We start from the raw sequence: 16,577 nt of genomic DNA, 5'->3' as shown, positions 1-16,577 counted from the left end.
CTAAGTTGTTCTAGTTGCGTTGATATTGCTATCGTCGAGCAAGCTACTGTTAGTGGTTGCGTTATAGGTGATTGTGTTGGCATTGTTTGAATTTACAGCGGGCTGATTCTTGTAATAACTAGCCCCTGCACCTGCTATTGCTCCAGCTGCGCCAAGTAAGTTGTCGCTTTGTTGTTGCGAGATACTTGCATCATTGAAGGCTTTACGCTGTGAGCCTTGGGCAATCTCCGTTAAGGTCGCTGTTGCTTCTTGAGATTGACCTTGGCCCATCGCCATTACATTGCTCATTTTGTCTATATAGCGTTCTTGCCCTGCTACCTGTGACCGTGCTGTGGTGTCACTCGATACAACTGATTGCTTGTCGCTAAAGTCGCTTAACGTGCCTTTAAATTTACCTGAATTTGGATTGACACCACTTGCAGCTAAATTCGTGGCGGTGTTTGTTCTTGCATTAGTGAATGCTTTTTGGCTACCAAGGTTTGCACTTTCAGCAATGTCTGAATAAACAGTTTCATCGTTCGCTTCTTTAGCGTCATCAATCACCATGTTTTCAAATGGGACTATGCTATCTTGATAATAGGCCCATTCTTCTGCATAGACTTTTGCGAGTTCTTTCTCGTACTCAGTCTCTTTAATATCCCCGCCTGATTTACTCATGCTTTACAAACCTCTAAAAAATGCCGCCAGACAACTAAACCGTCACGCACACAAAATCGACGCCAACCATAAGCCGGTGCGACTTTATTAAAACCTTTACGTGCTGTTGAAAACTCTATGAAGGATGCCCGGCCACACTTGGCAAGGCGAATGATGTGATAGAGATACCGGTTGATTGCATCGCCCCCATGACAGGAAGCAACGCACACTTGGATATACTCATGTTTCATTTGCGAACGCGGCCTCAAAACAACGAAGCCATCGGGCGCTACAAACAAAAAAGCCCACTCATTTGAGCAGGCTTTATCTATTTCTTTGAACAAGTTGGGTTCGTTCGCCGTGTTACCTATTCGCGTTATTGGCTCTTTAAGCCGGTCACGGTGGTTGGCCCATGACACACACTGCAGATACGATTTGTCCATTATGTAAAAATACTAACCTATATTGGGGGGTTTTGCCATTAACTAATCGTTGAGCCATCTTTGAAAGTTTGGCAGATAATACTTTGCGCCGGAGCGTTAACGGTCTGCGTTCCTTCCGTTGATGTCTTCTTGATTTTCAATGTTACTGTTCTACTAGAGTTCGCTGGTATTGTTGCCGCTAATGTTTTGGTTACCGCAGTTCGCGTTCCATCATCACCACTAAATGCATGCGTGTATGAATCTTGTGCACCGCTGAAACCGGACACATACAGCAATACCTCCGCTTCGGGTGCAGCGCTGAATCCGTGACTACCAATAATCTTAATTCCACTTACTGTAACACTTCGAGCAAATGGCAAACTTGCAATTGTGAAACTGATCACCGTGTATTCTTGGCTATGAGTTGTCGCATTTACGTTAGATGATGTTTTCACTCTTAAATCAGTTACATCACCCTCAATATTTGCAGCGTAAACTGTTCCATAGAAACTCGCATTATTACCAAACAATGTGTTGATATAGGCCTGATCTATTTGAGCACTGCCAATCGCACCATTTGCAATATATGTACTAACGTTTGAGCTCAGGATTTTACTAAGTCCAGCAAACGGGCCTAGCACGGGTTTTCCTGTTATCTCGTCATAATCCAAGTAGCCTGTTAACTCATTGAAAGAGAGCGAATTTTTTGCCGCTAGAGTTCCAAGCGTAGGTTTCCCTCCCAACTCATTGTAATTTAATGAATTTTTACTCGCAAATGTCCCTAGTCCTGTCACTTTAGATGATGGTATAGCCCCTGTAGACGACATAACTACATTGCCACTACTATCTTTTATAGTGACTGATTCTAGAGTTGCGCTTTTAGCTAGCATATTGCCATTAGGATCAATCGAGAAGTTGTTACTTCTTGCTCCCGTACTCGGATTATAGTTTATAGATGGAGAGCTTAATTGAGAGCCTACAACTACACGGTTTGATAGCAACTCATCGGTAACTAAGCTTTGAATAAATGCTTGGTCAATTACTGCCGTATTTATAACTGTCTTGCCGTCAGAAACAGCAAATACAGGAGTTAAGTTAGTAGGATCTTGATCTGTTATAACAGCAAACTTCGCGCCCTTCACCGCAAATATAGGTTCCACACCATCATTTACAAGGCCAATACTAGACTGCAAGCCGTTAACATTCGTTTTAACTCCCCAAAGCGATGAAAAAACACCTTCGTTTGTCGCGACTGTTTGACTTAGTGTTTGCAGGCTAGCGCCAACGCTTGAACCGTTAGTATCTTCAATTTGTGATTTTAACGTTGTTGTTGCAGTGCTAATAGCGTTGTTTGCTGCTGTTTTTGTATAGTAGTTGTTGTATAAATCCGCGCCTATGCTACTACCAGCCTGATCTTCTATGGTGCTTTTTAATTGCGTTGTCGCATTGCTTATAGCACTATCTGCAGCCGTTTTTGTGTAATAATTGGTTTGTAAGTCCGACACCAAGAAATCGATATCACTATCAAAACTAGACTGAAGAGCATTGATTGCTGAGCTTATGGCGCCATCTGTAGCAACTTTCGTGTAATAATCAGACACTAGCATTGCTTGGTTGCTATCGATGTTAGATTTTAAAACTTCTGATGCTTCGCTTATTGCTGCATCCACTTCCACAGTTGTTGAATAGTTAACCTGCAAGTCTGATTCAAGATCATCAATAGTCGAATTTAAAAGCGTTTTAGCTTCGCTAATTACAGCGTTCGTTTCTGCCTTTGTTAAGTAGTTAACAAATAAATCAGCACCTATACTGTCGCCGCTTGGGTCCTCGATTACGTTTTTCAATTGCGTTGTTGCTGAGCTAATGGCGCTATCAGCTGCGGCTTTCGTATAGTAGTTCGTTTGTAAATCAGCGCCGATACTATCACCATCAGGATCTTCCATCGCTGCACGCAACGCAAGATCAGCACTTGCAATTGCTTCGTTTACACTAGCGTTTGTAAGGTAGTTGTTTATTAAATCTGCTTTAACGTCACCTACATCACTGTCAAGCTTTAATAAGTCTAGTGCTGTGGCTTGCGCCTTTGTAGCAAACGCTGTTTGCAGTTGGTATAAGCCTGCGTTGCTTTCATCTATAGCTGCATTCAAAGCAAAAACACTTTCAGACAGAGCAGTTTGCTCATTAGCAAGCACACGCTGATTGAGGATTAAGTCAGCCTCGGCAAATATCCGTCTTTCACCTTCTAAGTCATTAGCAAGCGCGTTTTCGATAATCGCTTGTGCACTTGGTTCAAACTCGGCTCTTAAATGTTGGCTGGTGCTTGCACTGGCTTCTACTGCGTCCGCTTTTGTTTGAAAATCTTTAAAGAGCGTAGCGCCTAAGCTATCCCCGTCTGGATCTTCAATTTCACTTTTTAACGCAGTGGTTGCCTGGCTAATGGCTGTGTAGGTTTCTGCCGTAGTTGAATAATTAACTTGTAAGTCTGCGTTTATTTCGTCTTTAATGCCCTGATCACCATCTTCAATATCTTGAGTTAGTGAAGATCTTAGCGCTGTTGTAGCATTTGTTATGGCACTGCTTGTTTGAGACTTCGTGAAAAAGTTTTCATATAAATCCGCATTTGCATCATCAATATTTGACTGTAACTGTGTTGTTGCATCAGCAATCGCCTGATCCGTTACTGTCTTGGTGTAGTAGTTAACTTGTAAGTCAGCGCTTATTTCATCAATAACAGTCTGGTCACCGTCAGAAACCAATTGGCTAAGCGTTGAGTTTAAGGCTGTAGTTGCGTCGCTTATTGCGCTATCTGTCGCCACCTTTGAGTAATATGAATTAAATAAGGTAGCACCTAAACTCTCACCTTCAGGATCTTCAATTGCGGCTTTTAGTAATTGGTCCGCCCGTGTAATAGAGCTATCCGTTTCTGTTTTAGTGTAATAGTTTTGGTCTAAACCTGCATTAATTAGCCCTATATCAGTTTCAACGTCGGATCGAAGCGCCGTTACTGCTGAACTTATAGCACTGTCAGCATTCGCTTTCGTGTAAAAATTTTCGTAAATATCAGCACTCACACCATCTATTGATGATTGAAGTTGCGTGTTTAATTCACTTAAAGCGTTGTCAGTATCTGTCTTTGTATAATAATTTAACTGTAAGTTCGCTCCTACACTATTTCCATCTGGATCTTCAATTAAACTTCTTAACGCTGTCGTTGCGCTTGTTATCGCTTCAGCTGTCGTTGCTGATGTATCATAGCTGTTCAATAATGTTGCTGATACGTCGTCTATGGATGACTCTAGTCGGGTAACTTCTTTAGCTGTCGCTAGAACGGTTCCAGCAAACGTTTCCTCTAACCTATATAGCTCTGCTTGGCTATCTCCAAATTCGGAGCGTAGTGCAAATATAGATTCAGCAATAGCCCCTTGTTCGTCAACAAGCGCTTGTTGTTTGGATATTATTTCTGCTTCAAAAAGAAGTCTTTGACTGTTTGATTCATCATTCGCCAGCGCGTTTTCAATAGCAGCATGGCTTAATGGGTCCATTTCAGCCCTGATCTGTGTATTTAACTCAGCAAGCGCACCGTCTGTATCAGTCTTGGTGTAATACTGAGTAAACAGCTCAGCGCCTAGGCTGTCACCGCTAGGGTCTTCGATTTCACTTTTTAGCGTCGTTGTGGCTTGAGCAATCGCACTATCAATAGTCACATTTGTATAGTAATTACTTTGTAAATCTGCAGTGACTGCTTGCAGTGTTTCGATATCCCCATTATCAATGGCTTGGTTTAGTTCTGCTCTCAACGCTGTAACACTATTTGCAATCGCTTCATCAGCACCAGCAATAGTGTAAACACTATCAAAAATACTGGCTTCTAAATCATCAATGCTGCTACTCAGTTGAAGGGACGCTTCGCTTATAGCGTTGTCTATTTCTGTTTTTGTCGAATAGTCGCTTATTAATATAGCGCCAATGCTATTGCCTTCTGGATCTTCTATTTCACTTTTTAAAAGCTGCGTTGCCTGGCTTATAGCGCTATCTGTTTCAATGCTTGTGAAATAGTTGTTTTGTAAGTCTGCGGAAACTTCGCCTATATCGCTATCTATGGCTGAACCCAGCACGGTTACTGCTGTACTTATCGCGCTGTCTGTTTGCGATTTTGTGTAGAAGTTTTGATAAATGTCAGAACTTGTGCCGTTTATGCTTGATTGTAATCGCGTTTCAGCTTGGCTTATGGCTTCTTCAGTATCAACCTTTGTAAGATAATTTGTTTCTAAGAATGCTTTGTTTTCATTTATCGTACTAAGTAGTTGGAACGTGCTTTTTGCATTTGCTGCCAAGCTATCTGAAAATGACTTGGTTAACTCTGTTATGCGAGCGCTACTGTCATTGAATTGCGACTCAATAACAGTTAATGACTCTGCAAGCGCTTTTGTCTCATCCGTAGTAACTTGCTGTTGCTGTAGAATGTTGGCCGTTATAACTTGTTGTTTGCTGTGTGCTTCATCATTAGCTAGCGCATTATCAATAACAGCTTGTGCTAGCGGGTCAAACTGGCTGTTCAATTCAAAAATAGAGCGCGATATAGCGGCTTCGGTATCTGCCTTCGTAAAGTAGTCAGTGAAAAGCGTTGCGCCTAAGCTGTTCCCTTCTGGATCTTCAATTTCTGACTTGAGCAATTGCGATGCTGTAGTGACTGCTTCGTTAGTTTCTGCTTTCGTAAAATAATCACTGGTTAATGTCGCACTTATCTCACCGTCAATTTGTGATTTTAACTGTGTAGTAGCTTGGCTAATTGCACTATCAGTTTCAGTGATGGTGTAATACTGCGTGTCTAATGTGGCCTGTATGCTACTTTCAGTGTCTTGCCCTGCTATCTCAATGGCTGATTCAAGATTTGTAGTTAGTTGGCTTAGAGCGCTATCCGTGTCCGTTTTTGTGTAGTAGTTTGTTTGGAGTGAAGCCCCTAAGCTATCCCCTTCTGGATCTTCAATCAATGCCTTAAGCTGAATACCATAAGCAGAGATAGCACTGTCAGTTTCGACGCTTGTATAATAATCATTATTAATTAAAGCGCCCAAGCTATTACCGCTTGGATTTTCGATTTCAGCCTTTAGTTGCTGAGCGAATAGACTAATAGCACTATCGGTATCAACCTTCGTGTAATATTGCGTATTGAGTAGGGCCCCTACACTAGTACCTTCAGGATCTTCTATTTCTGCCTTAAGCTGATTTCTTGATGTTGCTATCGCCTGATCAGTGGTCGCTTTTGTGTAGTACGTATTTGATATGTCACCGCTTAATGATGTGCCATGTTCTTCAATTTCTACACGTATTGTTTCCGCTGCAGCAGCAATAGCTTCATTAGCTTCTGTTTTGGTTAGAAACTCGGCCTCTATCCGAGCGCTCATGTTATTAAGTTCAGACTCAAACAGAACAAACTTAGTCGCGTTATTTTGCCAATTTTCGTCGTTAATAAGAGCCGCATCTATTAACTGTCTTGCTAAATCGTCATTACTTATTTCAATTGATTCAACTCTGTTTTTAGCTTCATCGGCGCTCTGTTTAGCATTTTCAGTTTCAACGTTTAAAGCATTGATCGAGTTGTTAATATTAGGTATTTCTACTTGTATATTGCTAACGGCACCTTGAATACTAGGTATATCAATTAAAAATTGGTCTACGTTCTCACGCAAAGCGGGAATATCAATTTTAAACTGGTCAATATCAGTCTTTAACTCAGGTATCTCTACAAGACTAACTTTATCAAGATCTGATCTTAGCTCTGGAATATCAATAAAAAACTGGTCGACATTGGTTCGTAACTCAGCAATATCAATCTCAAATTCGTCAATATCAACTTTTAGTGCTGGTATTTCCTCTAAAACTATACTGTCTATTATGTTTTCAATATCGGGGATAGAGTCTATGGCAGAAGTGAGGAAATCACCTAAATGTGACTTTTCAATCAAGCCGCCAATTTCATCTAGGATCATAGCCGCAGATTCTTGTGTTACCACTTTCAAACCAGCTGCAGCGTGTGTTGGGCCTTTCATATCTGCAACGTTTACAAAGCGGACCCAATAATAATATTCAGCACCCATGCCAACTGAGTCACTAAATACATCGGCTACTTCTGTCGCAATAAGTACAGCACTGCTAAATGAGTCAGTTTCACTTCGCCAAATTTCAGCATAAGCATGACCACAATATGTTGGGCTATCCCAAGTAAGTGCGATGAAAGTAAAGCCGCCAGTACCAGAAAGGTTAACAGGCTTATGCGGCTTTTCGACACCTCCAACCACAATAGGTAGACCACCACTATTAGTGTTGCCACTTGTGGCACTTTGTCTCAGTGCATCAAGTTTCATCTGATCAAGGTTAACCAGATCTCTAACTAATAAAGCCCTATTTTGACCGTCGCCACGTTGACCTGTAAGTAACTCTATATTTTCAGCTAAAGCACTTTGCGTTTGCTTGCCACTTTGTCGGCCAATACCAGGAAAATCACTTTTCTTTAGCTTCTTTACCATTAAGCCACAACCTCACGCATTGTCGTTGCAATTGAAACACTGTGAATTGTCCCTCTACCATAAACCTCAAACGCCCAAGAATCGCCGCGAGATGGAGGGAGCCTGAACGCTGCGCTAGGAATTTTACCGGGCTCAAGGTGTAGCACTTCTATTGCGTCAGCAAAAATACGTAAACCTGATTGGTTAACGTTAACCCCTTTAACCATGCCACAAGCAAAGCTTATGTCTTGTGCTTCAAAGTCCTTAGACCGCCACTGATAACTCATAACAGAAGGGCTAGACTCCCATTTGCTTAGATTTCCTCCTTGGCATGTATATAACGCATCATCAACTAAGCTGTTAAAGCCACAGTCTGCGGTTGCTGTAAAATGCCGAAAGTCACCTGTGTTTGGATCGAATATAAAACCTTTGTCTAAATTTTCTCCGTAGAACGCGAGGTAGCGCCCTTCTTGGTGATATGCTTCTATTGTTTGAGGCTCATACTCTTGCCATTGTTCGCGAGTAATTATTTGATTGGTCAGCATGCTAAGGCCGCTTGTTGACAATGAAATTAAACCATCTGGACTTGCATAGATCAGCGAGCCATTAACAATAACTGCTGATCGCCCACTTGCGCACGCTTGATTAAATTCCAATTTTTGCCCTGCCATTGCACTGGGCGTGATACCACTGAACAAGTACGGGTAACCTTTAGTTAGTACCGCCAATGTATTGCCTAGGGCAGCAACTGTCACAATGTCATGCTCTGTAGTCTGCTGATAATCACTCGGCCATGCATAAGGCAGGTACGCCTCACTAAAACAAACTGTGCTATCAAAAAAGCCAGCAAGAATACCGTTCGCCATCGACGTTAGTCCGATCATAGCTTCGTTTGGCATTTCATAGTCGTAGGTATCAAGTGACGCGCCTAATTCATCTCCTTGAATATCATCAGTGAAAGCGTTTTGCGAGATTGGTATTTCAGCCACAAATAAATAATCGGCTGAGCCGCCTCCGGTTGCCGTTCTATAAATACGTCTATGTGTTATGTTTGATGCGTTCACGTTCGGCGGAGAAAATACCAGCGTTACATAGGTGCTATCTTCATCTGGATATTTAATTTCAACCCTCTGTGAAGCTTCACCTGGTGGTCCTTCCTCACCTGCTGCAGTGACAAATGTATGAGTGTAATACCTTGTTTCGTCATCATTAGGGTCAATGCTTGCACCATCTTCGTTTTCGTCAACTCTCTCAGTTACAGACGCTATAATTGGCACCTCTGGCGCTTGCAAGCCTAATCGGTAAGATGCTGCAGGCATATTTGAGCCACTGAATATTTCGTTATTTGTTACTTTCGGGTATCCATCGCCAGTAAAATACACACGTTGCCACGGATCATCTGCGATAGGACTTGGCACCGCATGAACGTGATTATCCCAAGCAAACCAGTATTCATTTAAGTATTGGTATATTGTCTTTGCTGTTTGTTGTACCGCGATACCTGTCAAGGCTGGACGTTTTAGTGGTGATAGGTTGCCATTATCAAAATGACAACCATATGCGATAGATGCAGATTCATTGGGAAGTAAACGAGGATCGAGTTTAGGCCGTTCACCGGCAAAAGTTTTAACAGTGATCGCAGGCATTGTAATTCGCTTAGTGTAAGTTGAAATTGAAAGGTGGTGTTATTGCTTGAGTTTTATTACTTTGCTCTCCCACTTGTAAGCTTTGTAGCAGTGATTATCACCATCGAAGGGCTTAGCTAAAAAATCAATAATGAGCATCTGATAGTTGTAACGCTTATTCTGCCGCAACCTGTAGCTACGAGCGGAAATTGACTCGAGCTTGGTGCCATGGCAAATACTGCAAATCGCTATGTCGATGCTATATAAACTATTGAAAGCCCAGGCACTACCAAACAACGCAAATGCCGATAAAAAAATAAATGGCCCTATAAATAAAAGGCCACATAAAATGTAGCCCGTTAACGTTCTTAAAGTTTTAATACTTTCCATACTCACCTACTCAAAAAAAGCCTTTCTAGCCATAATAAATTGCAAACCAAAATCTTTAAATTCTGCTTCACTAATAAGAGTTAATACCCGTGTTCCATCGCATGTTTCAGCGTTAAAATTAATAGGAAAAAATTGGTCATCAACCTCAAATTCCTTGGATAGCTCAAGCGCACTTTTTAACGCAGACAAGCCATTTTGGTTTGACTCATTAAGTGATACATGCACCCCTTTGAACTCTATGCCAAGCGTTTTAGTAATTTGCTTTTGATACGGCTCAAGCACTTCTGTAGGCGTTTGAATTGGTGGCCTTTCTGGTTCCTCAGGTAATTCTAGAGGTAACGCTTCAACTTCCTCCCCTTCATTGTTCAAATAGGTTGGTAAATTCGCATTGTGCTGTTCTACCTCATGAACACTAATCAGATAAGCAATGTACTGTTCCGCCCAATCCCATTGTTCAACTTGCGCAAATTGTTCTGCAAACATTTCAATATTTTGGACTTTGCCTTTTGCTATTAAATCAGGGATAGATTTAACAATAGGACGTTGTTTGAGCGAAGGAATACCACGCTCGTCCACAAGTGGCACCTGCTCGTTATCGAGTACAATAAAATCTAAAATAGGGTCTAATTTATTTGTCATTTTTAATCCATCCTAATGGTTCTACACAACGGGCTGTGCCTACTAAAACAGTGTTACCGTTTTCGTCGAGCATCGTAGATAAGTTATCGGTGATATGGATCTGCTCATCATCCCCCCAATCCGTGCCGTTATGCACTAGTTCTGCAAAGGCATAATGAAGGTAGCCTTGGCCCATATCATTAACTGAATAGTTTAAAGCCTTAACTGTAGGTGAGTTGCTCGCTTCAAATTCTAGAGATTCATGCTTGAGAATAGCAGGCGTTGCATTGGGAAATAATGATGGGTTAGAAGCCAGTGACCATCGTGTTAAAGTAGCATTCGCTTCTCTAGCGTAAGAGTTTGAACCGGTGGTAATTTTATCAATTAGGCTGTAGGCCAATAGTCTACCATTTATTACTGTCCCGCCACCAAAGTTACAAAACCATACGTTGCCGATACCCTCGACACCCGCATGGATAGCTGTATTTGCTGCTTGTTCAGTTGTCTTTGATTTGGTTTGATACGATAGTACAACAACGGCTGAGGCTGACAGATTTGTGTATCCTGTTTCATTTGTGACGGCATTCCATAGGCTAATAGATTCAACATTCCAGGTTGCACCATCATTAAGGGTTGTTAATCGCTCAATACTGCTACCTGTTCCATAAAATGGTTTAGTCAGTGGAAAACTATCTATTACACCATCCGGTACTTTTGGTATCCAACTCCCTTGCCAGCCATCTTTTAATTCCATACAAACTTTAATTTTATCTGGTGAACCTATCACATCTGTATGAGTATAAACCCCAGCCACGGATACATTCATATAGTAACCAAAACAGCCAGTTACTGCTTCACCTTGAGTTGAAGTTACAACTCTATCGGTATTTAAGATTATATCTGTAGAGCCAGATTTAGATGCCCCTAAAACAGTATATGCGATGCCATCAACAAAAATTGTTCCATGCGCCAAAGTGGGGAATGCCGCTTGTGTTGAATCAATCCAATCAAACTCACTTTCAGTATTATCAGTTACTGAAATAGTAAAATACTTATCCGATCGAGAAATAGAAATTGTAGAATCCACAATATTTCGAGTAAATGGTAATAGTTCCCTACCTCTAAACAGACCCGCCTTATTTAGTAAATCACCCTCGGCAAAGTCTTTAGGTTGCAGACCCTTTGCTGAATAGCGCATATCACGACAAATACCGCCTAACCCTGACGCATAAACTGCATCTGCATAACGCTTGTCTGCACGACCTGATAGACCACTTACTATGCGACCAGAACCTACAGCAACAGGTGCACCATCTCCTACTGAGCCTACTTCAAAACACATAGCTTTATTCTGTGTTCCAATAAACTGCGAGGTACACCAAACACCTGCTGTTGTGTTACCTGGTTTAGTCCACATTCTAGAACCTAGCGGATTTTCACGCGGGTGGTGCCCTCCGAGGTTCAATCTAGGTAATGTGCCACAAACTACGAAGTAACAGTTCCTATAACCCGAGGCAAAATAATCTGTGTTTTTGTAACCAGAACTTGACCATGCCTGATAAATACCTCTATCTTTTATCTCTTTATCCCCACCCCAAGATACGCCGTTGTTTTTAGATGTGTAAATTCCAGTACCTTCAGGTGTTGAAGGTTCTTCGACAGTATCAAACACACCTTGAGGCCGGACTTTAGTCAATCCATCCCATTTTAAAATAGGGTATGCAGTACTAGGGCCTTTTGCTGAATCGATAGACGCCCAGTCACCATTACCCAATCCTGCAATTGTTCTACCTCTTACCGTCCACTGGTAAAACTTACCCGTTTCGTCATCAAAAAAGATATTATGACTCGGATCGGATGCAATTTTGGCTCTGCTTTCTTCACTGGCAGTTAACCAGTTAACACCTTGACCACGAACTGACTCATCACCGATATACCAAGCAAAGTATGATAATGGTCTAATAGCGTTGTAAGTTGCGGGTACTCCATTAATAGTTGAAGCTTTGCTTTGTAGCATCCCTTTGTCATAAACAAACGGGTCGTTTTCGTTTATTTCTCTAAGGAAAATTTCAAAACCCCATAAATCCACTCGATCTGTTACGACCTTGTTTGTTTCTGTTTCACTCACAAATGCAACTGCTGGTGATGCATGAACTACGCTTATTCCTGCCTCGTTATCGTACGTTCTTGTGCCTTCTTCTGGGGGCGGAAAGTTAATTTTTGTTCTGTGGTACTGAATTGACTCTTGCATATCAATCGTTATTTCAACACCATCAAAATTGAGCACTGCGGAATCGGTGCTTGATTTGGCGCTTGAACTTGACTCTGCTGCTGTTCTACCTAGCAAAATAGAGTTCGCTTGCTCCGCAACTGTAAATGACGAGTAGGTCTGTAATCCTTCTCCTATAACGTTATCAACACCTGAGTGCTTACCAAACGATATAAATGAACTTGCAGCAAATCTTTTACGCCCAGTGTTTCTATTAGACTCAAATACACCTTTGCGAATTGCCCAAGGATAAGGATGAATAGCATCTAAAGCAGCCAACTTATCATCATGATCGCGAACCATTTGTGCTGGTGTTTTTAGGGACTGTTTAACGCCGTGGCTATCAGTAAGTGGCTCACTAGCATTATCAGAGTTTAGCCAAGTGCGTAATTCATCTAAGAACAGCTGCTTTTGATTGAACTGTACTGATATCTGTCCCGCAATACGCGTTAGGATTGTGCCGGATGTATTGCGCACAATTGCATAGCTTTGACCGTTTAAAGTGACTCCCTCGAAGTCACGATCTAATGTAATGTTTGTATCACTATTTACAGCAGTTACTTCGTACCATGTTTTAGCATCAAGCGTAAAAATATCACCTATTGCAATCGAGATAACATCATTTTGCCAATTAGTACTTACACCTGTTACATATTGGCTACCACCAGTTACGTTTACTGTTCCAACGCGATACCACGCGCCTGCACTTGCTGTCATCTTACTGCCCCTTCTGCTGACCCATCATTGCACTATCAGCTTGATTTTTCTGGCCCAGCTGGTTCTCAAAAGCTTGTAAGTGCATAGTGCTCTTGTTTGGATCTGCTGCGTATTCAGCGTCTTTCATATATGAGCGATATAAAACCCACTCAATGATCGCGTTAACATAAATATCATCGAGTGCAATGACTTCGCTTGCATTATGAGCTGTCATATCAATTGACGCTGGCGCTTTCGAATAGGCTAATGTCAATAGAACACCAGCTGTTACACCTGGATAAACATAAAAGGTTTTTGGCACACGCTCATCATAAATATAGAGCTGAACTTCAGTAGCATCAGTTCCTGCATACCAGTTCTCATGATTATCATCGAGCACTTGACGGTTATATGGACCGCGAATAGCCTTGCCGGTTGCGTTACGAGTAATATCAATCAATCGCAGCGCATCTGCTGGCAGTGCTTGTTTAGTACCTTCTACACATGCAAAATCATCAATATCAATGCTATATGAATCAGGACGGCGTAGAACAATCGCACGCTGCGCATCATTCAAGTAATTCAATAACTCTTCTTCAGGCCAGCGAACAAAGCCCGGATCGTTTAGTAACTTATTTACTCGCGTAGTAATTTCTTTTGATGTGACAATAGCCATTAGTAAAACTCTCTAGGTTTAGTTGGTCGCTGTTCGTCCAGCGCATTGATAGCTTCGCGGTATGCAAGGCGGTAACCGTCTATAAAGCTGCGACGGTAGTGCTCTGAAAAATTAATATCAGTCCATTGAGTGTTAGGCATTTTCATGAGTGTTGATGCTGCGCCATCGGCAAGGTAATCAGCGTACTTACTGATCAGCGTGTTATTTGCGTTAAAATCATCAGGTAGTGAAAACAGCGGTGTAATGTAATAGAACACTTTAATGACTGAGGTATTCTTTGTTAGAAATACTTCGCCATTCACTGATACGTTGTAATCAATACCCCGCTCTAGCTCATGGCCGTTAGTATCGAGAACAAAACTAACACCCCCAAACGAATGCTCATCATCACTGGTTAACAGTGCTGCCTCACCTTGATTGAATTGTTGTGAGCGAGCCAAATACAAGGACTCTGCGCAAAACTTTTGATATGCACGCTTAAGGTGATCAAGTGCAAATTTGTCAAGAACGCCACCGCAACGCTCTCGAACAAGCGGGATCAAGGTAGACAGCTGAGCCATGATTATTCCTCGCCCTCTTTGCTCGTTAAGGTACGAAATGCATCACGCACTTTTTTGCGGTAGTCATCTACTGGCTTTTTAGGGCCTTCGATTTCTAATTCATGCGCGACAACAAAGGTATCTAGCTGTTTTGAGCTGTACTTAGCAAGATCAACTTCTTCCCCTTCTACAATCACAACCATGTTGGCATCTGCTTCAGCTTTCTTAGCGGCCTCTTCTGCAGCAAGTCGCTCTTCTTCAGCCAGTTTGTCTAGCATTTTTTGTCGCTCAATAACGCCTTCTAGCTGGCTTTCCTTTACCCACACGGTAGGAAAATCTAAAAAACGTGGCGCTAATGCATCATCTACCGGAATAGGTTCGTGGCGTTTAAAAATAAGGCGCGTACCACACACCGTATCTTTCTTTACAGGTTTTGAACCAATATAAACAATATTCGTAGCCATTCTAATGACTCCATAAGTCAGTAATTCAAAATAAAAAACCCTGCATTTGCAGGGTTTTAATTACAACATCAAATAGCTTTTAGTAGCCTTTGAATCGATACTCTAGTTGAAGTGTTACTTCACCAGTAGCAGCAGCCGTACCTGAGTTTTCAATCACCAAATCACTCGGTCCTTTATCACCAATATAAATTGGTTTTACAGGTGTTACATCAGTACCTGCTGAAACAGTATCAATAACTGACAACTCAGTTTCTGTACCTTTTGAATCAACGAGCTTTGTCGTTAGCTCTGTGTCAGCACCAAGCGCACCATTAATAACGCGAATACCGGTTACTTGTGTACCAATAGGCAGTTGCTCGGCTGCAATGACCGTTGAACCCGCTGCTAGTGCAGCTAGCGATAGCGTTAGCACATGTAATGACAAATTACCTTGCGCACCGCGATAGAATGTTTCTTTCATGATCTTTTTCACTATTTATAAAGTTAGAATTAAAAGGCGGTATGAACCGCCTTTAAGATTTACTGAAGTGTTACAGCAGTATCAAGAACCATCGTGCCGTAGTCATTTACACGGCCTTCACGGTCTGCAAATCGCACTTTCTTACAGCCGTTCATCCAAACAATGGCTGTTTCATTACCGTTGTCATGGTCGACCTTCTTCGTGCTCATATGGAAGTGAGTACCTGACTCAGCTTTACCATACGCATTACCTAGCGCTTGACCACCCAGCAAGATTGCGCGGTCGATATCCGCACCAGCTGTTACTTGTTTAGTCGTTGCTAACTTGTCATTGTTTGAAACAGTGACAGTATCACCTGCATAGAAACGTACTGGCTTACGATATTGACGAACAAGAATGTTACGCCACATGATCACATCACCTTTGAATACTGGATGGTTAAAGCCGCGACCACGCGCCATTGCACGAGACATAAGCTCTTGCATTTTCTTCTCTGACGCACTATTCCATAAGTCACGCCACTGACGCGGAGTAACAAACAGGATGAAGAACGGCGACTCGTTAGCCATTTCGTCTTTTTCAAACGAAATATGCTTCATTGGGTTTTGCTGCTCTTCAAGGATCAACGCTAAATCATCTAATTTGTCTAACGTTAAAATGTCAGCTGGGTCCAACGTTTCAAATGACGTTGCGTCACCACCAAAGATATGACGGTCATAAGTAGGCGCTTGAACTTCATTAACCATGATTTCGTTAAACTCTTCATGGTCTTCAAGTGGAACGATAATGTCACTTGGGTTAAATGAACCGCGTGCACCTGCCAGGTGATACATTGCCACTTCATCTTTCAGGTCGTTGTAGTAATTACCTAACAGCGTTTTAGCAGTGCTAAGCAGGTTATGCTTAGTACGCTTTTGGCTCATCTTGCCACCTGAATCAACCATTTTACGGCCTTGATCAATGCGTAATTCAAACACTGTTTTGCTTAAGCTCTCACCGCGGCCTTCCAGTTTCTTATCACCCATAGTTGGCAAACCATTTAGGTTGTGGAATAAATCCATTTCAACCGTATCACCGGCTTGAGATTCCAAGTCACGGATCATCACAATTGGCGCACCTTTCTCGGTTTGGTTTTTGCCATGGTTCGTGTCTTTTTTCGCAGATTGCGGAGCACCGCCGGTCAACATGTTTACAAACGTGTTTTGACGGCGAGTGTGTGTAAACAAGGCTGCGCCAAATGCTTTTGCAGCCTGTGCTCTAGTGATCGTACTCATTA

At 42.0% G+C, this 16,577-nt stretch carries 12 protein-coding genes; all 12 read right to left on the bottom strand.

Annotated features, from left to right (window positions below):
* Complete coding sequence (locus tag AADY36_RS06865) at positions 1-657, bottom strand: hypothetical protein (RefSeq protein WP_342408731.1); 657 nt, start codon at positions 655-657, stop codon at positions 1-3.
* Entirely contained in the window at positions 654-1,079 is a 426-nt protein-coding gene (locus AADY36_RS06860; protein ID WP_342408730.1) for a hypothetical protein, read from the bottom strand. Before AADY36_RS06860 ends, AADY36_RS06865 begins: the two co-directional genes overlap by 4 nt.
* Positions 1,080-1,117: 38 nt before the next feature.
* Positions 1,118-7,585, bottom strand: a complete 6,468-nt coding sequence (locus AADY36_RS06855; RefSeq protein WP_342408729.1) for a hypothetical protein — start codon at positions 7,583-7,585, stop codon at positions 1,118-1,120.
* Positions 7,585-9,210, bottom strand: a complete 1,626-nt coding sequence (locus tag AADY36_RS06850) for a hypothetical protein (RefSeq protein ID WP_342408728.1) — start codon at positions 9,208-9,210, stop codon at positions 7,585-7,587. Before AADY36_RS06850 ends, AADY36_RS06855 begins: the two co-directional genes overlap by 1 nt.
* Positions 9,211-9,249: 39 nt before the next feature.
* The gene (locus AADY36_RS06845) at positions 9,250-9,579 is read right to left on the bottom strand and encodes a hypothetical protein (protein WP_342408727.1); all 330 of its coding nucleotides are present in this window, start codon (positions 9,577-9,579) and stop codon (positions 9,250-9,252) included.
* Positions 9,580-9,585: 6 nt separating this feature from the next.
* Positions 9,586-10,218, bottom strand: a complete 633-nt coding sequence (locus AADY36_RS06840) for a hypothetical protein (protein WP_342408726.1) — start codon at positions 10,216-10,218, stop codon at positions 9,586-9,588.
* On the bottom strand, positions 10,208-13,183 hold the full coding sequence (locus AADY36_RS06835; RefSeq protein WP_342408725.1) for a hypothetical protein: 2,976 nt from the start codon (positions 13,181-13,183) through the stop codon (positions 10,208-10,210). The genes AADY36_RS06840 and AADY36_RS06835 overlap by 11 nt, the downstream gene beginning before the upstream one ends.
* Position 13,184: 1 nt before the next feature.
* On the bottom strand, positions 13,185-13,838 hold the full coding sequence (locus AADY36_RS06830; RefSeq protein WP_342408724.1) for a phage adaptor protein: 654 nt from the start codon (positions 13,836-13,838) through the stop codon (positions 13,185-13,187).
* On the bottom strand, positions 13,838-14,398 hold the full coding sequence (locus AADY36_RS06825) for a hypothetical protein (protein WP_342408723.1): 561 nt from the start codon (positions 14,396-14,398) through the stop codon (positions 13,838-13,840). Before AADY36_RS06825 ends, AADY36_RS06830 begins: the two co-directional genes overlap by 1 nt.
* A gap of 2 nt (positions 14,399-14,400) precedes the next feature.
* Positions 14,401-14,841: a hypothetical protein gene (locus AADY36_RS06820; protein WP_342408722.1), complete on the bottom strand. Its 441-nt coding sequence runs from the start codon at positions 14,839-14,841 to the stop codon at positions 14,401-14,403.
* Positions 14,842-14,920: 79 nt separating this feature from the next.
* Positions 14,921-15,301, bottom strand: coding sequence for a hypothetical protein (locus AADY36_RS06815; RefSeq protein ID WP_342408721.1), 381 nt, complete (start codon positions 15,299-15,301; stop codon positions 14,921-14,923).
* Positions 15,302-15,360: 59 nt separating this feature from the next.
* Positions 15,361-16,575, bottom strand: a complete 1,215-nt coding sequence (locus tag AADY36_RS06810; protein ID WP_062564158.1) for a N4-gp56 family major capsid protein — start codon at positions 16,573-16,575, stop codon at positions 15,361-15,363.
* Positions 16,576-16,577 lie beyond the last annotated feature (2 nt).

Source organism: Pseudoalteromonas sp. D15MCD-2, from assembly GCF_038562745.1.
GTDB lineage: Bacteria > Pseudomonadota > Gammaproteobacteria > Enterobacterales > Alteromonadaceae > Pseudoalteromonas.
Note: the sequence above shows the minus strand (reverse complement) of the source record. Positions and strands in the feature narration are given on the sequence as shown.